The organism is Erwinia rhapontici, assembly GCF_020683125.1.
GTDB lineage: Bacteria > Pseudomonadota > Gammaproteobacteria > Enterobacterales > Enterobacteriaceae > Erwinia > Erwinia rhapontici.
This window is the reverse complement of record NZ_CP085627.1, coordinates 3180610-3200989: the sequence shown is the minus strand read 5'-3', so window position 1 is coordinate 3200989 and position 20380 is coordinate 3180610. Positions and strand designations below refer to the sequence as shown.

Annotated in this window: 20 protein-coding genes; 16 read left to right on the top strand and 4 right to left on the bottom strand. The window is 57.9% G+C overall.

Going from position 1 to position 20380, the window contains the following annotated elements; all coding sequences use genetic code 11:
• Entirely contained in the window at positions 1-528 is a 528-nt protein-coding gene (locus LJN55_RS14975; protein WP_227534764.1) for a PadR family transcriptional regulator, read from the top strand.
• A 60-nt stretch (positions 529-588) separates the two neighbouring features.
• On the opposite strand, the gene LJN55_RS14970 is transcribed toward LJN55_RS14975, so the two are convergent.
• Positions 589-1689 (bottom strand): NADH:flavin oxidoreductase/NADH oxidase, encoded by a 1101-nt coding sequence (locus LJN55_RS14970; RefSeq protein ID WP_171149144.1) that lies wholly within the window; start codon positions 1687-1689, stop codon positions 589-591.
• An 87-nt stretch (positions 1690-1776) separates the two neighbouring features.
• Positions 1777-2676 carry a LysR family transcriptional regulator gene (locus LJN55_RS14965; protein WP_227534763.1) on the bottom strand — a complete coding sequence of 300 codons (900 nt, stop codon included), beginning with the start codon at positions 2674-2676 and terminating at the stop codon, positions 1777-1779.
• A 123-nt stretch (positions 2677-2799) separates the two neighbouring features.
• On the opposite strand from LJN55_RS14965, the gene LJN55_RS14960 reads away from it, so the two are divergent.
• Positions 2800-3312: an SRPBCC family protein gene (locus LJN55_RS14960; protein ID WP_227534762.1), complete on the top strand. Its 513-nt coding sequence runs from the start codon at positions 2800-2802 to the stop codon at positions 3310-3312.
• Between the two features lie 111 nt (positions 3313-3423).
• Positions 3424-4362, top strand: coding sequence for a 2-hydroxyacid dehydrogenase (locus tag LJN55_RS14955; RefSeq protein WP_159336352.1), 939 nt, complete (start codon positions 3424-3426; stop codon positions 4360-4362).
• 748 nt (positions 4363-5110) lie between these two features.
• Here LJN55_RS14955 and LJN55_RS14950 read toward each other — a convergent pair.
• Positions 5111-5803, bottom strand: a complete 693-nt coding sequence (locus LJN55_RS14950) for an RraA family protein (protein WP_200643500.1) — start codon at positions 5801-5803, stop codon at positions 5111-5113.
• A 12-nt stretch (positions 5804-5815) separates the two neighbouring features.
• Complete coding sequence (locus LJN55_RS14945; RefSeq protein WP_200643499.1) at positions 5816-7024, bottom strand: aspartate transaminase; 1209 nt, start codon at positions 7022-7024, stop codon at positions 5816-5818.
• Between the two features lie 320 nt (positions 7025-7344).
• Between LJN55_RS14945 and nac the strand changes: the two genes are divergently transcribed.
• The 13 genes from nac to licT all read left to right on the top strand — a co-directional run bounded on the left by nac (position 7345) and on the right by licT (position 20364).
• Complete coding sequence (gene nac / locus LJN55_RS14940; RefSeq protein ID WP_171149156.1) at positions 7345-8268, top strand: nitrogen assimilation transcriptional regulator NAC; 924 nt, start codon at positions 7345-7347, stop codon at positions 8266-8268.
• Between the two features lie 220 nt (positions 8269-8488).
• Positions 8489-9160 (top strand): 5-oxoprolinase subunit PxpB, encoded by a 672-nt coding sequence (gene pxpB, locus LJN55_RS14935; RefSeq protein ID WP_191932851.1) that lies wholly within the window; start codon positions 8489-8491, stop codon positions 9158-9160.
• Positions 9157-10125 carry a 5-oxoprolinase subunit C family protein gene (locus LJN55_RS14930; RefSeq protein ID WP_227534761.1) on the top strand — a complete coding sequence of 323 codons (969 nt, stop codon included), beginning with the start codon at positions 9157-9159 and terminating at the stop codon, positions 10123-10125. The genes pxpB and LJN55_RS14930 overlap by 4 nt, the downstream gene beginning before the upstream one ends.
• 19 nt (positions 10126-10144) lie before the next feature.
• The gene (locus tag LJN55_RS14925) at positions 10145-10600 is read left to right on the top strand and encodes an acetyl-CoA carboxylase biotin carboxyl carrier protein (RefSeq protein WP_212815509.1); all 456 of its coding nucleotides are present in this window, start codon (positions 10145-10147) and stop codon (positions 10598-10600) included.
• Positions 10581-11354, top strand: a complete 774-nt coding sequence (locus tag LJN55_RS14920) for a LamB/YcsF family protein (RefSeq protein WP_133841585.1) — start codon at positions 10581-10583, stop codon at positions 11352-11354. Before LJN55_RS14925 ends, LJN55_RS14920 begins: the two co-directional genes overlap by 20 nt.
• 105 nt (positions 11355-11459) lie before the next feature.
• Positions 11460-12212: an SDR family oxidoreductase gene (locus tag LJN55_RS14915; RefSeq protein WP_227534760.1), complete on the top strand. Its 753-nt coding sequence runs from the start codon at positions 11460-11462 to the stop codon at positions 12210-12212.
• 28 nt (positions 12213-12240) lie between these two features.
• Positions 12241-12942 (top strand): amino acid ABC transporter permease, encoded by a 702-nt coding sequence (locus tag LJN55_RS14910; protein WP_133841587.1) that lies wholly within the window; start codon positions 12241-12243, stop codon positions 12940-12942.
• A gap of 6 nt (positions 12943-12948) precedes the next feature.
• The gene (locus LJN55_RS14905; RefSeq protein WP_133841588.1) at positions 12949-13707 is read left to right on the top strand and encodes an amino acid ABC transporter permease; all 759 of its coding nucleotides are present in this window, start codon (positions 12949-12951) and stop codon (positions 13705-13707) included.
• A 3-nt stretch (positions 13708-13710) separates the two neighbouring features.
• Positions 13711-14448 carry an amino acid ABC transporter ATP-binding protein gene (locus LJN55_RS14900; RefSeq protein ID WP_133841589.1) on the top strand — a complete coding sequence of 246 codons (738 nt, stop codon included), beginning with the start codon at positions 13711-13713 and terminating at the stop codon, positions 14446-14448.
• Between the two features lie 32 nt (positions 14449-14480).
• On the top strand, positions 14481-15323 hold the full coding sequence (locus LJN55_RS14895) for an ABC transporter substrate-binding protein (protein ID WP_407647812.1): 843 nt from the start codon (positions 14481-14483) through the stop codon (positions 15321-15323).
• 831 nt (positions 15324-16154) lie between these two features.
• Positions 16155-18044 (top strand): beta-glucoside-specific PTS transporter subunit IIABC, encoded by a 1890-nt coding sequence (locus LJN55_RS14890; protein WP_227534758.1) that lies wholly within the window; start codon positions 16155-16157, stop codon positions 18042-18044.
• Positions 18041-19453, top strand: a complete 1413-nt coding sequence (locus LJN55_RS14885) for a glycoside hydrolase family 1 protein (protein ID WP_227534757.1) — start codon at positions 18041-18043, stop codon at positions 19451-19453. Before LJN55_RS14890 ends, LJN55_RS14885 begins: the two co-directional genes overlap by 4 nt.
• A 53-nt stretch (positions 19454-19506) precedes the next feature.
• Entirely contained in the window at positions 19507-20364 is an 858-nt protein-coding gene (gene licT / locus LJN55_RS14880) for a BglG family transcription antiterminator LicT (RefSeq protein WP_200644129.1), read from the top strand.
• Positions 20365-20380: the final 16 nt, after the last annotated feature.

Genomic DNA, 20380 nt, shown 5'->3' with positions numbered 1-20380 from the left:
GTGAAAACGGAGCCGCCAGTGTGGCACCCCGATGGCGCAGCACGTGCCGGGCACCGCAGAAAACGTCGGGAAAAAATACTCGATGCCAGCGATATCCGGCTGCTTCTGCTGCATTTCCTCAGCCACAACGCTGCACACGGTTACGAGTTAATCAAAGCCGTTGAGGAGCTGTCGAAAGGGGAGTACAGCCCCAGTCCGGGCATTATTTATCCTAATCTCCAACTGCTGGAGGAGATGGAATGCATCGCGGTGGTGGACGGTCAGGCGACACGTAAAGCCTATCGTCTGGAAGAGAAAGGGGCGGAGCAGTTGCAGCAGCACGCTGCGGCGCTGGTCAGCATCATTCAGCGACTGTCCACGCTGGCAGTGCTGGTGAACAACCGCAGTCTACCGGATGTGGAGCGCGCCATCCACAATATGAAGACGGCGCTCAACGTTCGCCTGTCGCAGGACGGGATCTCGCAGCAGTCGCTGTTCGCGATTATTGATGCGCTGGATGATGCAGCGAAAAAGATTGAACGTAGTTGAAACAACAGTGGGTAAGGTGCGTGAGGTGGCCCGAAAACAGGCCACCTCTTTTCGTGTCGATTACTCGCCTAAACGATAGCGTTCCAGCCAGTGCGCGTAAGGCGCAGGCAGGACCCAGGATGGGCGCTCAACGTTCAGTTTCTTCGCCAGATAGTACGGATAATGCGGGTTGGCGAGGTGTGCGCGACCAATCATCACCAGATCCATCTGCTGTTCGGCAATCACCCGCTCAGCCACGTCCGGCGCTTCAATGCCCCAGGATGATGCCACCGGTAAAGCGGCTTCACGACGCACGCGTTCGGCCACCGGCGCCAGGAAGGCCGATCCCCACGGGATCTCGGTTTCAGCAATCGTGAAGCCCACGCTGACATTCAGCAGATCCAGACCGCCATCACGCATCAGTCGCGTCAGTTCAATCGATTCCGCCAGCGTCTGCTCATCACGTCCGTCATATTCGATCACGCCAAAACGTGCCGTCAGCGGCAGATTTTCTGGCCATACTTCGCGAACAGCGGCCAGGGTTTCCAGCAGGAAGCGGCTGCGCCCGGCGAAGTCTCCGCCGTACTGGTCGTTACGCTGGTTGGCGTGGACCGAGAAGAAGCTCTGTGCCAGATAGCCGTGCGCGAAGTGCAGCTCCAGCCATTCAAAACCGGCATCACGTGCACGGCGTGCCGCTGCGACAAAATCGCTTTTCACCCGGGTAATATCATCCAGTGTCATGGCCTTTGGCACCTGAGGCAGATGATGCCCAAAGGCGACCGCAGATGGAGCGAGGGTTGCCCAGCCCCGACTGTCCCCGGCGGCGATATGGTCATCACCTTCCCACGGACGGTTGGCGCTGGCTTTACGTCCGGCATGGCCGATCTGAATACCCGGCACGGCCCCTGCGGCTTTAATCGATGCGGCAATTTTTGCCATTCCTTCAGCCTGCTGATCATTCCACAGCCCGGTACATGCCGGAGTGATACGGCCTTCCGGTGACACCGCCGTGGCTTCGACAATGACCAGCCCGGCACCGCCGCGCGCCAGCGCCGGGTAGTGCACCTGATGCCAGTCAGTGGTCAGGCCCTCTTCGGCGCTGTACTGACACATGGGTGGGATGGCGATGCGGTTACGTAACGTGACGTCTTTCAGTGTGAAAGGAGTAAACAGTGCAGACATAATCAACCTGTAAAGTGAGAAAATACGGGAAACAGTGCGCCACACTAAGGCACGTGATACGGCGGACGATAAGCTGTGAGTGCTGTATCAGTGGGTTAGCATCTTTACCAACAGTGTACGCAGCCAGCGATGCCCGGGATCGCGATGGCTGCGTTCATGCCAGACCACGCTTTTACTGAACCCGACGATCGTCAAAGGCGGCGCGAGCTGGATCAAACCGTGGGTATGAAGCGCCAGTCGCTGCGGTACAACGGCTATCAGATCGCTGCTGCGCAGGATCTCAGGCAGTACCAGAAAACTGTTCACTGCCAGCGTCACCCGACGCTCGCGACCCAATGTGGCCAGCGCCTCGTCAGTCACACCACGAAACTGTGTGCCGCTGTGTGACACCAGCGCATGGTCGAGTGCGCAGAAGCGGTCAAGTGAGAGCGCACCCGATGCTGCATCCGGATGCCCGGTGCGCAACAGGCAAACATACTGCTCTTCAAACAGCGGGTGGGCATGCAGGTCAGGTGGCGTGGTCTCCGGCGTGACCAGCGCCATATCCACCTCTCCTTGTGCCATCTGTGCGGCCAGCTGTTCGTTGACCACCGGCTGCACGCTGACCCGCACTCCCGGTGCCTGCTGGCGCAGCGCCGTAATAAACGGCACCACTACGGCACTGAGCGCGTAATCGGTGGCGGCAATCCGCAGCGACATCTGCGCACGGGCAGCATCGAAGACCTTCGGTTGCAGGAGCAGGCTGACTTCAGCCAGGATTTGCTTCACCGGAGCGGCCAGCTCCAGCGCACGCAGAGTCGGCGTAATGCCGTGACGGTTACGGATAAACAGCGGGTCGTTAAAACATTCGCGCAACCGGGTCAGCATGCCACTGACGGCGGGTTGCGTCAGGGCGAGACGCTGAGCAGCGCGGGTTACACTGCATTCATCCAGCAGGGCATCCAGGGTTTTCAGCAGGTTAAGATCAAGGGTTCGGAGATCGGCCATGGTGCAGACTCACTGATTAAGATATTAGAATATAGAATATCTTAAATAAAAAATGACGATTGGTTTTATGTCTCAGGCCGGTGCAGCATAGCGGTGAATTCAATCTTAATGAAGGCACTCCCGATGAACAGCATTCACTGGCCACAAGGCTATATTCCCGGTTTTAGCGATAACTTCGCCTCCAACGAAATGGTCATCACCGGGGTCAGCGTCGCCGCCCTGTGGGACAAGCTGACCGATACGGCGGCATGGCCGGGTTACTACAGCAATGCCAGTGATATACATTTCCACGATGACACTGGCCCACGTCTGACGAATGGCGCACGCTTCCGCTTCACCACTTTTGGTTTCCCGGTCGAGGCCGAAGTAAACGAATTTGAGCCACCGCTGGCGGGCAGCGCAGGACGCATCGCCTGGCATGGCTGGTGCGGTGATGACAGCGAAAGCCGCCTGGATGTGCATCATGCCTGGCTGATTGAAGCATTGCCGGGCGGCCGCGTCCGCTTGCTGACGCAGGAAACACAGAACGGTAAACCTGCCCGCGATCTGGCGTCTGCCCGCCCCAATCCGATGATCAATGGTCATCAGGCGTGGCTGGACGGCATGATTGCAGCAGCCCGCACCGCGCAGCAATAAGTTCACCTTATCAGGTAATAAGTAGAATGTTGCTGGAGGGATAGCGAAACTCTGCCAGGTTATTAACGTGTTTTTCCTCTTACCCTGACGTTAATAATAAAGGTACCCGCAATGAAACAGGACATTCTGATTATTCAGCCACTGATGCCGGAACTGAGCGAGGTTCTGCACCAGCACTATCACTGTCATCGTCTGTATGAACAGACGGACGTGGCTGCCTTTCTTGAGGAACATGCAGGCAAGATCAAAGCGGTTGCCACCCGGGGAGATGTCGGATTGGCGGCTGATTTGATGGCTGCGCTGCCTGCGTTGGAACTGATCGCTGTTTTTGGTGTTGGCACCGATGGTATCGATCTGTCGGCTGCCCGCGATCGCGATATCACGGTGACCATCACCTCCGGCATTCTGACGGATGACGTGGCAGATCTGGCACTGGCGCTGATGCTTGGTGTGTCACGACAGATCGTGGCGCAGGATGCGTTTCTGCGCAGCGGGGCCTGGCAGGAACGCCCGCCGCAGTTGGGTTATAAGCTGTGCGGTAAACGCGTGGGGATTATGGGGCTGGGTAAGATTGGTGCCGCTATTGCCCGGCGCTGTGCGGGCTTTGATATGCAGGTCGGTTACTGCAACAGTCGCCAGAGCAGTGAGCCAGGATGGCAGCGTTTTGGCGATTTGCATCAGCTGGCGCAGTTCAGTGATTTCCTGGTGCTGGCCGTGCCGGGAGATGAACGTAATCGCAAGATGGTGGATGCGGATATCCTCAGCGCGCTGGGGAAAGAGGGCATTTTGATTAACGTTGCCCGTGGGGCGGTAGTGAATGAGGATGACCTGATCGAAGCACTGCAAAATCATGCCATTCGCGGGGCGGGACTGGATGTCTTTGATAATGAGCCGACGATTGATACACGTTTTGCGGCGCTGACCAACACAGTTCTGATGCCGCATATTGCCAGTGCAACGGTCGAGACGCGTCAGGCGATGGCACAAAATGTGGTGGATAATCTGGCGGGATGGTTTGCAGGGAAGGGGGCGGTCACGCCCGTGGAGTAGAAATATCCCCACAAAATAAGTCAGCGATTATTTGTAGTGGTCGACCTCTGAGGGATCCCCAGGCATTTTTTATCGCGGATAGTTTGGCTTCCGGTCTGAGGCCAGTTTGAGCACGCCGGATCGGCAATTGCCGCATCCCTGCGGGCCTCGGCACGCGGCGTCCCTGCCGCGTGACGTCCGGCTTACCTCAATCTGGCCCCCTCCCCGCAAGAGAATGCTCGCTGTGGGTTTTAAAACAGCGACGACGTAACTGACTCTGCTGATTGATTTGGTTTTTTGACCTGGGTTTGGATTTTGACGTTGAGGCGGCATTCAGCAGCGCTGAGGAAGCACAGTGAACCAGGACGAACCGCCAGGACGGCGGTGAGAGGGAGAGCCGGCACAGGGATGTGCCGTCACGACCGCTCCGTCGGTGAACGACGCTTGCGAAGGCACCCGCTGAAAGCGGGCGATGCGCCTGCCGCAAGCCCGGATTCCAAAGGGCGGGGCGACTGCCGCCCTTTGGTCGCTCAGCCCGCGCAGCGGGAAAGCGAAACGCCCTTGACGTTGACGTTGACGTTGACGTTGACGTTGACGTTGACGTTGACGTTGACGTTGACGTTGACGTTGACGTTGACGTTGACGTTGACGTTGACGTTGACGTTGACGTTGACGTTGACGTTGACGTTGACGTTGACGTTGACGTTGACGTTGACGTTGACCTGGACAATCGTGCAGATCAGCAGAGCCTGCGACAGATCGCAAAAGCTTAATACTGCCCGTCAATCACTTCCACGCCCTTACCGGCCAGCCAGGGGTCGATCCACTCACGCTCCAGCTCCCCGCGCTTCGCCAGTTCAAAATTGCGCTCATCAACAATCAGATAAGCCTGCGCGGCTTCCAGAATCTGCGCGGCATCTGCTTTGGGGATCACTATCACGCCATCGTGATCGCCGAGAATGATATCGCCCGGCGAAACATGAATATTCCCACAGGCAATCGGCACATTGATCTCACCGGGGCCATCTTTAAACGGCCCGCCGGGCGTGACGCCGGCAGCGTACAGGTGATAATCCATCTTGCTGATGCCCTCAATATCACGGATCGCGCCGTCCAGTACCAGTCCTTCAATATTGCGCTGGCGTGCCCAGGTGGTCATCACTTCCCCCATCAGCGCCTGGCTGCGATCGCCCTCGTTCGACACCACGATGACATCACCCGCACCTGCCATATCCATCGCTTTATGCAGCATCAGATTACAACCGGAACGGGCTTTGACCGTGACCGCCAGACCGCACATGGTGGAATGGGACGGATTGCTCATTAGCCGAATATCGCAGGCCAGCGCAGGCAGACGGCTCATGCAGTCTGCAACTACAGCCGCAGGCAGGGTGCGAAACGCCTCAACATAAGGCGCGGCCTGTAAATCACGTTGTAAGAAAATACGGTTACCAACAGTCATAACAATCCTCGTTTAGTTCAGGCTGGCAACGGCAGCGGCAATCAGATCCGCGCCCTGTTGCAAGGCAGGTAAATCGGTAGCAATCGACAGGCGGAAGTAAGGCGACAGGCCGTAAGCGGCCCCGGCCACCACCGCAACACCTGCGGTATCCAGCAACCACAGCACCACGTCGTTATCCGTGGCCAGACGTTGCCCTTCCGCCGTGGTTTTCCCCAGCAGACCCCCGCAGTTGACGTAAAGATAAAAGGCGCCTTCCGGCAGACGGCAGCTCAGCCCGGGAATAGCATTCAGACGTGCGGCCATATCGTCACGGCGCTGGCGGTAAACCTCCAGGCTGTGGGTGATAAATTCGGTACCGCTGTTCAGCGCCGCCAGTGCCGCAGCCTGGCTGACGGAGCTGGCGTTGCTGGTGGACTGCGATTGCAGCGTGCCCATCGCCGCGATCAGCGCTTTCGGCCCGGTGGCATAACCGATACGCCAGCCGGTCATAGCGTAGGTTTTCGACACGCCGTTGACGATCAGGGTACGGTCAGCAAGGCGCGGCTCCACCTCCAGCAGATGCACATTCGGCGCATTGTCATAGCGGATATGCTCGTAGATATCGTCGGTCATGATCGCCAGGTGCGGATAATCCAGCAGCACATCGGCCAGTGCGCGCAGCTCGGCACGCGTATAGCTGGCACCGCTCGGGTTGGAAGGGGAGTTAATCAGCAGCCAGCGGCAGCGGCTGGTAATCGACGCGCGCAGATTTTCCGGCGTCAGTTTGAACCCGTCCTGCTCGCTACAGGTGACAATCACCGGGCGGCCATCGCAGGCCAGCACCATATCCGGATAGGAAACCCAGAAAGGTGCCGGGATCAGCACTTCATCGCCGGTTTCCAGCGTGGCGGCAAAGGCGTTAAAAATGGCGCTCTTGGCCCCGTTGGTCACAATTACATCGTCGGCATTCACCGTCAGACGGTTTTCGCGCAGGAACTTCTCTGCGATCGCCGCACGCAGTGCAGGGGTACCATTGTTCTGTGTATAGCGAGTTTCGCCCCGCTCAATCGCGGCGCTGGCGGCCTGACGGATCACCGCGGGGGTGTCAAAGTCCGGCTCACCCACCACCAGATTAACAATCGATTTTCCGGCACGTTTTAGCGCATTGGCGCGGTCGGAAGCGGTACTGCTCGGCGAGGGTTTAATGCGGGTAACGCGATTAGCAATATGGATGGCACTCATGGCAACACTCCGGTCGGTGGCGTAATAGCCTTAAGTTACGAACACCGGCGCGCTTCGGCTAAGAGGAGTTTGTTCTGATTCAAGAGCGAAAGCTTATGGATGGGGCAGAGCCATAAGCAAAAGCCATTTTATGGTGCAGGGCTGCATCACAGAACGGAGAGAAAATATGTTAAAAAACGGTTAAAATCGAGATCTATCTCACTGTTTTACATATTAACTTTCCTGGTGTGTCGGCGCTCACCCTTAGAGTGGTCTGGATCTTGCTATATTCCCCTTCACCCGATGGTTACCGCAGCGCAGTGCAGAAGAGGAAGGTCACGATGAATCTCAGGCGGCTCAAATACTTTATCAAAATTGTCGATGTCGGCAGTTTGACTCAGGCAGCTGATATTCTGCACATCGCGCAGCCTGCCCTTAGCCAGCAGCTGGCATCGCTGGAAGGCGAAGTCAAACAGCAACTGCTGATCCGCACCAAACGCGGCGTCACGCCCACCGAGGCAGGCAATATTCTTTATGCGCACGCCCAGGCGATCCTGCGCCAGTGCGAACAGGCACAAAGTGCCATTGATGGTGCCGGGCAGGCACTGAGTGGGCAGGTGTCGGTCGGGCTGGCGCCCGGTACGGCGGCCTCGCTGCTGGCCCTGCCGCTGATGGAAGAAGTGCGTAAACAGCACCCGGGCATTTTGCTCTATTTTAATGAAAGCTTCGGCACCACCCTCAGTGAACTGATCATGAGCGGGCGTATGGATATGGCGGTGCTGTATGGCAACCGTCAGGTGCACGGGCTGGCGTTTATCCCGCTGATGAAAGAGGACCTGTATCTGGTGACGCCGCAGGCCACCGCCAGCTTTGGTAAAACCGTTACCCTGCAAGAGATTGCGCATCTGGAGCTGTTCCTGCCGCGTCCTTACAACATTATGCGCAAACTGGTCGATGAAGCCTTCGTGCAGAAAAACCTCTCTTACAGCGTAAAATGTGAAATTGAGTCAGCTTCCACGCTGGCACTGGCGCTGGATAATAACCTCGGTGCCACTATTCTGCCGGAGTCCATTGCGCGCAACATGGTGGCGCAGGCCCATGCACGCATGGCGAAGATTGTCGATCCGGGCATTCAGGCGCCACTCTCATTTTGTACCTCAGATCACCTGCCGCTTTCACAGCCTGCCGAGGCGGTGAAAAAAATCCTGCTGGCGCTGATGGCCGAACGCACCCAGGACAATCGCCCACTGACGCTGGTGGGGTAAGGTCATCTTCTGAAGGAGGCGGCGATACTCTGTAGGGGTCGATCATCTTTTTCGATCGACCCGTGCTGATGGTATGCACCTCATGCACGCAAAATCTTAAGAGTAATAAGTCTGTCTTATCCCCCTAAAGCGAAACCCTCTTACAGACTGGCAGAACGACCGGGCTACAGTGGCCTTATGTCGGGCTTTCCGTTGACGGATATGATGTTGAGGATGAGGAATGGATCCAGCAGGTCAGTTACAGGCACCGCAAATCAGCTGGCTGGGCACCCACGCTCTGCTGTTTGAAGCGCCGGGGGCACTCTCACTCGTGAACCAGCAGCGCATCTGGGCGCTGGCAGACTACAGCGCCAGGCTGAACAGTATTCGCGGCGTGGTTCCGGGGATGAACAACCTGATGCTGGTGTTCGACCCACAGTGGTGCGGGGCCGCATTGCTGCCGGAACAGCTGCTACGCCAGTGGGAGCGGGGGGAGAGTAAAACCTTCTCCGGGCGCATCATCGAACTGAACGTCATCTACGGTGGCGAACCGGGGCCGCATATTTGCGATGTGGCGGAACACACCGGTATGACGATCCAGGAAATCGTTCAGCGCCACAGCGAACCCCTCTATCCGGTTTATGCCCTCGGTAGCCATCCCGGTTACTGCTATCTCGGCAATATGGACCCGCAGATCGCCACGCCACGCCGCAGTACCCCGGTGCAGAGCATTCCCGGTGGTTCAGTGTCGATTGGCGGTGTGCAGACGGGCGTTTCCGCCTCCGCCGGACCGAGCGGCTGGAACACCATCGGCCGCACGGATTTTATCTTCTTTGATGCCCACGCTGAACCGCCGGTGCGCTTGCAGCCCGGTGACAGCATTCGTTTTCGCGTGGAAAAGGTGCTGGCATGATCGAAATTGAACGCACCACACCGCTCACCAGCGTGCAGGACAATGGCCGCTTTGGTGCGCTGCATTACGGCGTCGGTACGGCGGGGGTGATGGACCCTCTGGCGCTGCGCCTTGGTAATGCGCTGCTGGGTAACCACCCGGACGACGCAGTGATTGAAGTCCCGCTGTTTCCTTTCCGTGTCCGTTTTCATAGCGATGGCCTGTTTGCCCTCAGCGGCGGTGACAGCCAGGCCTTGCTGGACGGCAAGCCGGTTCCCGCATGGTGGGTGGCACACGCCAGCGCAGGCCAAGTGCTGACGCTCAATGCCTCGCGTTTTTCCGCCCGCAGCTATCTGCACCTGCCGGGTGGGGTGGATGTTCCCCGGGTGCTCGGTTCGCGCAGCACGCAGTTACGCGGTGAATTTGGCGGCTGGCAGGGACGCGGCCTCAGCGCTGGCGACCGGCTGAACGCCCGCACCCCTGACTATCGCGGAGCCTCTGACTTCGGTATTCCCTCACCACGACTGACGTTGCAAGCAGGCTCATTGCAGGTGCCGGAGATCCGCGTGCTGCCCGCGGCCGAATACACCCGCTTCACGGCGGAATCTGTCCAGCGCTTCTGGCAGCAGTCGTGGCGCATCACACCGCAAAGCAACCGCTACGGTTACCGGTTGGAAGGTGAAGGGCTGGTGGCAAAAGTGCCGCTGGAGATGCGTTCTCACGGCATCATCCCGGGCGTTATCCAGGTCACCCATAGCGGCCAGCCGATTATTCAGATGCGTGATGCGCAACCCAGCGGAGGCTATCCGAAACTGGGGACGGTGATAGACGCCGACATGTGGCTGTTGGGACAGGTGCCGGTGGGCAGCCAGGTACGTTTTGTGGAAGTGGATCTGCTTCAGGCGCAGCAGGCACAGCAGGAGCAGGACCGCTGGCTGGATAACCTGTGTCATCAGATTGAACGTTACCGCCGCAGCGCGGGCTGACCCGATAAAAGGAGAACGAATGTTAGCATTTCGAGAGTTACAGGGCCTGGTCAATCAGATGCAGCGTAGCGGCCTGACCAGCCTGCAAATTAACAGCGCGGACTATGCCATTCGCATGACCTGTCAGCCCGGAAGTCAGCGGCCCGCCGCCGCCCCCGAGCCGGTTGCTGCCACAGCGGTGCCCGTCATGCCGGTTGCCGTCACGGCACCGATGCCGGGCCGCCTCTGGTTACAGGACCCGTTGAGCGGTAAAAACGTCGGCCCCGCTTCCGGGCCGGTGGAAGCAGGCTGCCTGCTGGCGCTGGTTCAGGCCGGGCCGCTTTGCCTGCCGGTCCGTGCGCCGCAGGACGGCATCCTGACCAGCATTGAGGCGACACAAGGTCAGGCAGTGGAGTACGCCCAGGCGCTGATGCAATTGCTGCCGCAGGAAAAACCACAGACAGAGGAACAGAGCCATGCGCAGCATCGATCTTAACGCCGATCTCGGCGAAGGCTTTGGCGACTACACCCTCGGGGATGATGCCGGACTGATGGCACTGATCAGCTCGGCGAACGTGGCCTGCGGATTTCATGCGGGGGACGCCACGATCATGGCTCGCAGCGTTGCGCTGGCGAAACAGCACGGTGTTGACCTGGGTGCCCATGTTGGTTTCCCGGATTTACAGGGGTTTGGTCGCCGCCGGATGCAGATCGATCCGGCCCGGCTTGCACACGATGTCACCTATCAACTGGGGGCGTTATCCGGCTTTGCCCGTGCTGCCCACTATCCGCTGACGCACATGAGTTTTCACGGCGCACTGGGCAATATGGCGGCAGAAGAGGAGGCGCTGGCACGGCCGCTGTTACAGGCGGTACGGGCTTTTGATCCCGCGCTGATTATCAGCACCACGCCGGGCAATGCCGTTGAACGCTGCGCACGCGAGCTGGGGCTGCATGTCGCCTGCACCTTCCTTGCCGACCGGGCTTTTCAGGCCAATGGCCTGCTGGTGCCACGGGGGTCTCCGGGGGCCGTTATTCATGATGTGGAAGAGGTGAGCCGCCGGGTGATCGACCTGCTGACCTCCGGGTCCATCACCGCCATCGACGGCACACGGCTGCCGATGAATGTGTCCTCCATTTTGTTGCACGGTGACACGCCGGGGGCGCTGGCACTGATTGCGCGTCTGCGCCGGGATATCCAGGCAAATGGCGGAGAAATCAGATCGCTGTCACAACAAAAAGCCCGTTAAGCCCGGTTATAAGAGTGGCTTATTGCCACAAAGGCTTAACCTCTTACCCCCTGGTAAGCCCAGGGGGATAGAGTCAAAACACCAGAAGAATAACAGGAGTGCATTATGCCTTTTTCAGATTACAAAACGGCCCTGGTCACCGGCGCATCCGCCGGCATGGGGGAAGCCATCGTCGAGCTCCTGTGCAAAGAGGGCATTGTGGTGCATGCGCTGGCACGCCGCAGTGATGAGCTGGAGCGCCTGGCCGCCCGGACCGGTTGTATTCCCCACGTAGTGGATGTTGCGGATGTTAACGCACTGACCGAGGTCTGCCGCGACCTGCCGATCGATATTCTGGTCAACAACGCCGGTGTTTCACATCCTGGCTCCATTCTTAGTGCCGAAGAACAGCATGTAGACACCCAGGTGGATGTGAACCTGCGTGCCGTGCTGCATCTCTGCCGCCTGCTGGTGCCGGGCATGATGGAGCGCGACTGCGGGCATGTGATCAACATTACGTCGATTGCGGCGATCTACAACTTCGGTGGCAACTCGATTTACCACGCCACCAAAGCGGGTGTGCATGCGCTCTCGCGTCAGCTGCGCGTCGACTGTTATGGCAAACGTGTGCGTATCACCGAAATCTGTCCTGGCCGGGTGGCGACCGATATCTTCGGTAACGTGTCCGGTGATAAAGAGGGGGCGCGCCGTCAGTTTATCGACGGCTTCGAACTGCCGCAGGCCAAAGATATCGCCGATACCGTTGCCTTCGCGCTGGCCGCCCCGGTGGCGGTGAATATCGGTCATATCGAGATCACGCCGACGCTCCAGGTGCCGGGTGGGTTGTCAACCATGCGTCCTGGTGATGCCATCCGCTGACAAGCCGATTAACTGAGGGCAAGCGACAATGAACGGTTCACTTGATTTTAGCGTCATTCTGCATGGCCAGTACGGGCAGATGATCATCGACGGCATGCTGCTGACGCTGCAACTGGCGCTGGGTTCCTGGCTGCTGGCGATGGTACTGGCGATGCTGCTGGTGGTGATCCGCCTCAGTAACCTGCGCGTATTGCAGTGGCTGGTGGCCGCTTATGTCTCGTATCACCGCAATGTGCCCACGCTGATCCAGCTGATGATGTGGTATTTCGCCATTCCCACGCTGCTGCCGGAATCGGTGCAGATGTGGCTGAATGATTTCAACGCCGAATTTGTCTTCTCACTGGTGGCGCTGGGGTTGTGCCAGGCGGCGTATTTTTCCGAGGACATCCGCAGCGGCCTGCGTGCCACGCCGGAGGGGCAGACGGAAGCCGCCCGCGCCCTCGGCATGGGATATATGCAGTCGATGCATCTGATCATTCTGCCGCAGGGCATTCGTAATGCGTTACCTGCGCTGATTAACCACACGGTACTGCTGTTTAAAAACACCAGTCTGGCGATGGTGATTGGCGTGGCAGACCTGACCTACGTGACGCGGGAAATCGAAAACTACACCTTCCGTACCTTTGAAGCATACCTGGTGTCGACGCTCTGTTACCTGTTCTTCTCTCTGTTGTTGATGGGCGCGGGTGCGCTGCTGGCGCAACGTTTCCAACGTGTCTATGCGAGGTAACGTCTGATGACGGAAATGCTGACGATTTTACAGCAGAACGGCATGTTGTTCCTGATGGGACAGTATCCGAACGGCCCGCTGGGCGGGGTGCTCTGTACCTTACTGGTGTCAGTACTGGCGATTGTGTTTGCGCTGCCGCTCGGCGTACTGCTGAGCGTGGCACGTGTTTCACCTTACCGCTGGCTGCGCTGGCCAGCGACCGCCTGGGTGTACGTGCTGCGCGGCATCCCGCTGCTGATGGTGGTGTTCTGGACCTACTTTTGTCTGCCGCTGTTACTGGGGCACACCCTGAGCGGCTTCGGCACCATGCTGATCACCCTGGTGATCTATGAAAGTGCCTATATCGCGGAGATCGTCCGTGCCGGTATCCAGGCACTGCCGCCGGGGCAGTACGAGGCATCACGTGCGCTGGGCATGAGCTACACCCGCACCTTCCGTCTGGTGATCCTGCCGCAGGCGCTCTACAACATGTTACCAAGCCTGGTCAGCCAGCTGGTCTCGATTATTAAAGACAGCACGCTGGGCTATGTGATCAACGTTCCTGAGCTGACCTTTGCGGCCAACCAGGTCAACAACCAGCTGCTGACTAAACCTTTCCAGGTGTTTGCCATTGTGGCACTGAGCTATTACATCATCTGTTTCAGTCTGACGTGGCTGGCGAACTGGCTGGAGCGGCGCATTGCGCAGAAACGTAATCGCAGCCATCCGGTGGCCTCTTCACAGTCCGGCACGTTGCTGGTGACCAAACCCGTTATTGAGGAGTAAGGCATGCATCCGATTATCCGGTTTAATCAGGTTAATAAGTGGTATGGCGCGTATCACGCTCTGGCCGACCTCAACGCGGAAGTGAACAGCGGTGAGGTGGTGGTGGTGTGTGGCCCGTCCGGTTCTGGCAAATCTACCCTGATCCGCACCGTCAACCGCCTGGAGCCGATCCAGGAGGGGCAGATCGTGTTCGATGGTCATGATATTCACGGCAGCGGCATGCAGCAGAACAAGCTGCGGGCGCGCATTGGCTTTGTGTTCCAGAGTTTTAACCTGTTCCCGCATCTGTCGGTGGTCGACAACGTGATGCTTTCACCCGTGAAAGTGCTGGGGATGAAGCGCAGTGAAGCGAAGCAACAGGCGCTGGCCTTACTGGACCGCGTGGGTCTTGCACACAAAGCCAATGCCTGGCCCGCTCAGCTCTCCGGTGGGCAACAGCAGCGCGTGGCGATTGCCCGGGCGCTGGCAATGAAGCCCCCGGTGATGCTGTTTGATGAACCGACATCGGCGCTTGACCCGGAAATGGTCGGGGAAGTGCTGAACGTGATGCGCGGTCTGGCACGGGATGGCATGACCATGATGTGCGTGACACACGAAATGAATTTTGCCCGCGAAGTGGCGGACACGGTCTGGTTTATGGATGAAGGAAAGATCCTCGAAAAAGCCCGCCCTGAAGACTTTTTTACCCGGCCCGCACATGAGCGCGCCCAGCGTTTCCTGACCGATCTGCGTCAGCACTGATCTCACCTGCACATTAACGGAGTCTGTCGATGATGAATAAGAAACTTCCGCTGTCGTGGGCGATCTGCCTGCCCTTACTGCTGAGTGCCACCCTGCCTGCGCAGGCTGATACGCTGTCTGATATTGCCAGCCGTGGTGAGCTTAACTGTGGCGTTTACGCTGATGTCCCGCCGTTCTCCTCACCGGATCCGAAAACCCGTCAGCTGGTGGGGATGGATGTTGACCTGTGCCAGGCGCTGGCGGGTCAACTGGGAGTCAAGGTGAACCTGATGCCGGTTTCCGTCGAAGCCCGTATCGCGGTGCTGACGACCGGGCGCGTGGATGTGCTGATCGCCAACCTTGCTTACACCAAAAGCCGTGCTGCGCAGATCCAGTTCAGCGATCCGTACTACATTGCGAAAGAGGTGCTGGTGGTGAAAAGCCCCAATGCCGATAAAACCCCGGCAGACTTCAAAGGCAAGCGCCTGAGTTCAACGAAAGGTTCCACCTCAGAACAATCCATTCGCATGGCGCAGGCTAAGCCGGTGACGTTCCAGGATACCGCATCGGCCTACTTAGCACTGCAACAGAATAAATCCGTGGGTTTTGTCACCAACGGTATGACCGCCACCCAGCTGGTTAACCGCGCTGCGGCTGACAATATCAAGCTGGCGATGATCAAAGAGCCGATGGCGCTGGAACCGGTCGCCGTTGGGATGAAAAAAGGCGATGAGGCGCTGCTGACCAAAGTGAATGCCGGATTGATGGCGATGGAGCAGGGGGGTGAAATTGACCGCATCTGGAACCGCTGGCTGGGGCCGGACACCGAATACAAAATGGTGCGTGAAGAGAAAGTGCAGCCGCTGAGTGAGCTGAAGTTCGTGCCGCTGGAGTAGCACGGGAGGGACTTCCCCTGACCCGGGGGGATGGTCTGCACGACGGTCAACGTTAAGGTCAACGTTAAGGTCAACGTCAAGGGCGTTTCGCTTTCCCGCTGTGCGGGCGAAGCGACCAAAGGGCGGCAGTCGCCCCGCCCTTTGGAATCCGGGCTTGCGGCAGGCGCATCGCCCGCTTTCAGCGGGTGCCATCGTCAGCTCCGTTCACCGACGGACTGGTCGTGACGGCACATCCCTGTGCCGGCTCTCCCTCTCACCGCCGTCCTGGCGGTTCGTCCTGGTTCACTGCGCTTCCTCAGCGCTGCTTAATTGCCGCCTCAACGTCAAAACCCAGGTCAACATCCAAACCAATGCACAGAGAGCGCCATGTTGTTGCGGTTTTAAAACCCACCGCGAGCAACGGTTCTGCGGGGATGGGGCCAGATTGAGGTAAGCCGGACGTCACGCGACAGGACGTCGCGTGCCGAGGCCCGCAGGGAGGCGGATTTTGCCGATCCGGCGTGCTCAAACTGGCCCCGAACCTGAAGCCAGACTGCCAGCCATTCATTTTTGTGGGGTCCCCTGAGGTCAGCAGGTTGCCGGAACAGAGGCGCACCTCGACGTTTATTCGCTAAAACATGAGAGCCAGATCCCATTCTGTTATGGGAGTCATTGCCAGTTAACGCCGGAAATGATGATAATCGCGGCGCAACGGCTTTACAGGTTGCCCCCATTTTTTATTGCGGCATGTCACTGGTAAAGCAGGCAAGACCAAAATAAAAATGCATGACCTCTTTATTGAGGCGCATTTTTATTTTGGTCTTTTTTTTTGGTTTTTTTTGAGGGAATACCGTGGATTATAAAAAACTCGGCCATGAGATTTTAGCACTCAGCGGCGGCAAAAATAACATCAGCAGGCTCACTCACTGTGCAACACGTCTGCGCCTTGAGTTCAGCGACCGCAGCCGGGTACAGGAGACGGAAATTGAAAAACTTCCGGGTGTGATCGGCGTGGTGGAAAGCGGCGGCCAGTTCCAGATTGTTGTTGGAAACCAGGTGCAGCAGACCTACCGTACGATGCTGGATGCTATTGGCAATGCCGCACCAGGCGGCAAACCTGCGGCGGCAAAAGGCGGAATTTTCAGCCAGATTATCAGCGTGATTTCCACCACGTTCACCCCGGTTATCCCTGCAATCACCGGCGCCGGGATGATCAAAGCCCTGCTGGCGATTCTGAAACTGTGCGGGCTGATCAGCGTCAGCAGCACCACCTATCAGCTACTGGATACCATTGCTGATGCCGCCTTCTTCTTCCTGCCAGTGCTGCTGGCCTACGGTGCGGCGATTAAGTTTTCCTGCAACCCCATCCTTGCCATGACGATTGCCGGGGCGATGCTGCACCCCAACCTGGCGCAAATGCTGGCGAAAGGCGGGGAGATCACCTTTATCGGGATCGACGTTCGTCTGGCCGATTATGCCGGTTCCGTGCTGCCCATCATCTTTACCGTGTGGATCATGTCGTGGGTGGAACGTTTCGCTGAACGCGTGTCGCCGTCGATGATCACTTTCTTTATCAAACCGATGATTGTGCTGCTGGTGACGGCACCGCTGGCGCTGGTGGCGATAGGACCGTTTGGGATTTTACTCAATGACCTGGTGGCGAGCGGCGCGGCGGCGATTAACGGCAAGGCCAGCTGGCTGATTCCAATGCTGATGGGCGGCCTGCAACCCTTCCTGGTGATCACCGGCACCGCCTGGGCGATGACCCCCATCGCCACCATGCAGCTGACCCGCCAGGGATTTGAGACGATTAACGGCCCCGGTATGCTGGCCTCCAATATTGCCCAGGGGGCGGCGACGCTCTGTGTTGCACTGAAAACCAAAAATAAAGATCTGAAGCAGCTGGCATCGTCCTCCGGTTTTACCGCGCTGCTGGGGATTACGGAACCGTCGTTATACGGGGTGACGCTGAAGTTAAAACGCCCGCTGATTGCCGCGATGATCGGCGGCGGCTGTGCCGGAATCTATGCCGGGTTAAGTGGGCTGGTGCGCTACGCCTTCGTCTCACCGGGCCTGGCAGCGTTGCCGGCGTTTATTGGTGAAAACCCGATGAATATTGTGCATGCGCTGGTGACCTGCCTGATTGCGGTGGTCGTCGCCTTTGCGCTGACCTGGATACTGGGTTTTGATGATCCCAAAGCCGCGGATGAAGCGACTGCCGAACCTGTGCCGGTGCAGGTAGCAGGCGTCTCGCCATCAACTCAGGTGAGTGAAACCCTGCACAGTCCTCTGAGCGGGCGCGTGCTGCCGCTGTCGGCAGTACCGGACGACGTTTTTTCTCAGGGCCTGTTAGGCCAGGGCGTGGCCATTGTGCCGGATCGTGGTGAACTGCTCTCGCCGGTTAATGGGGTGGTCGTGACCTTTCTGCCGTCGAAGCATGCCGTGGGAATTTTGTCGGACAGTGGCGCAGAGGTGTTGATCCACGTCGGAATCGATACCGTCAATCTGAACGGCACGTATTTCACCTCTTCATTACAGGTGGGCGATCGTGTCCATACGGGGGATGTGCTGGTGACCTTTGATGGCGCAGCCATTACCGCCGCGGGATATGAACTGATTACCCCGGTGCTGGTGGTCAACAGTGATGACTATCAGATCGTGCAGAATCTGGCTACAGACCAGGTCAATGGCGGCTCAGCGTTGCTGGCCCTGACCCCAAAACAACAAGCGAGCGTATCATGATTTATCAACAATCCCAGCCTTTCCCGGACGGCTTCTTGTGGGGGGCATCCACCTCTGCCTATCAGGTGGAAGGGGCATGGAATGAAGACGGCAAAAGCCCGTCGATTATCGATATGTGCCAGCACCCGCAGGAGACGGCAGATTTTACCGTTGCCAGCGACCACTATCATCGCTGCATCGAAGATGTACAGCTTTTCGCCGAACTCGGACTGAAAGCCTATCGCTTCTCCATCGCCTGGACGCGCATCATTCCCGGCGGCGTCGGTGAGGTGAATGCGCCGGGGCTGGCGTTCTATGAGCGACTGATTGATGAACTGAACCGTCACGGCATTGAGCCGATTGCCACGCTTTATCACTTTGACCTGCCCTGGTGCCTGGAGGAACAGGGCGGGTGGGAGAACCGCGCAACGATAGCGGCATTTGTTGAGTATGCGCGTACGCTGTTCAGCCATTTTGGCGGCAAAGTGAAACACTGGCTGACTATCAACGAACAGAACACCATGATCCTGCATCCGGGCGCCATTGGTCTGCCGCCCGGTGGTGAACTGCCGTCGCCAGCGTCCCTCTGGCAGCAAAATCATCATATGATGCTGGCCCAGGCACAGGTGATGGCGCTGTGTCATCAGATGTTGCCCGACAGCAAAATTGGCCCGGCGATCAATACCACGTCAATGTATCAGGCCACATGCCGCCCGGAAGATGCTATCGCCGCGCATAACTGGGAAACCCTGCGCTGCTGGAGTTTTCTTGATGTGGCGGTGCACGGGCGCTATAACGCGCTGGCCTGGCGTTATCTGCAGGATCGCGGTCTTGCCCCACAGATGGCCGCCGGGGATGCTGAGATTTTACGCCAGGGTAAACCGAATTTTATTGCGATTAACTACTACTCGACCGCCACCATCGCCGCCAGTCAGGGTGATGCGTCGGATATCAGCGCACGTGCCGGTGACCAGCAAATCATGCTGGGTGAACCGGGTGTGTATCGGGCAGCCGAAAATCCCTGGGTGGAGAAAACACCGTATGGCTGGGTGGTTGATCCGGTCGGGCTGCGTCTGACGTTGCGTAAAACCTGGGAACGCTATCATTTGCCGATTCTGATCACAGAAAACGGGATGGGCGCGCCGGATGTGCTGGAGGAAGGCGATATCATTGCCGATGATTATCGTATCGATTTTTTGCGGCAGCACATCGCGCAGATGCAGCTGGCGATAGCGGATGGCGTGCCGCTGATGGGGTATTGCCCGTGGTCAGCCATCGATGTGGTCAGTACGCATCAGGGCTATGGTAAATGCTACGGCTTTATTTATGTGGATCGCGGCGAGCATGACGTGAAAGATCTACGGCGTATCCGCAAGGCCAGCTTCGGCTGGTATCAGCGGGTGATTGCCAGCAACGGCGCGACCCGGTAAAACAGAGCGCACAATCAGCAGCACAGGGGCCGGATGGCAGCACAATGGATAAAATGACCGTAGCAAAGGTGCTGAATAACAGTCTGGTGCTCTCCAGCACCGCTGACCATGACGAAGTCATCGTGATGGGGAAGGGCATCGGCTTTAACAGCAAGGTGGGCGATACGCTGGATGCGTCACAGATTGAGAAGATCTTTATCGTGCAGGGAAGCCAGACCCGCCGCGACTATCTGCGGGTGATTGAAAACGCGCCGGAGTCTCTGCTGCCGCTGGTGCAGGAGCTGCTCGATCGTGCCAGCGCCCAGTTAAACAGCCGGCTGAGTGAGCAGCTGTTTTTTACGCTGGTGGACCATATCAGCTTTGCTGTTGAGCGTTTTACAAAAGGGATTGCCATCCAGAACCGGCTGCTGTTTGAGGTAAAACGTTTTTATCCGCGTGAATTTGCCGTGGCGCAACAGGCGGTACGGCAGCTTAACCAGCAGTTGAATATTGACCTGCCGGAGGAGGAGGCCGGGAATATTGCCTTCCATCTGGTTAACGGGCAAACCGATGTGCAAAACATGGAAACCACGCTGCTGTCGGTGAAGATGCTGAAAGATATTTTCAATATCATCAAGTATCACTTTCGCGTGGAGATCAACCGGGACTCCCTGAACTACCAGCGCTTCCTGACGCACCTGCAATTTTTTATTCAACGGATGGTGGAGGGGCGGCAGATCGCCAATAAAGACGATTTTATTTTCACCCAGGTCAAGGCTGAATATCCCGATCACTATCGCGCCAGTCAGCTGATTGGCGAATATGTGTTTAACCTGTTGCAGGTGTCATTAACCAACGATGAGCTGCTGTATCTGATTATTCATCTGGTGCGCATTGTGACGCCGGATGAGGATCTGCCCTATACAGAATAAGTCCGGCTAGCGGCCG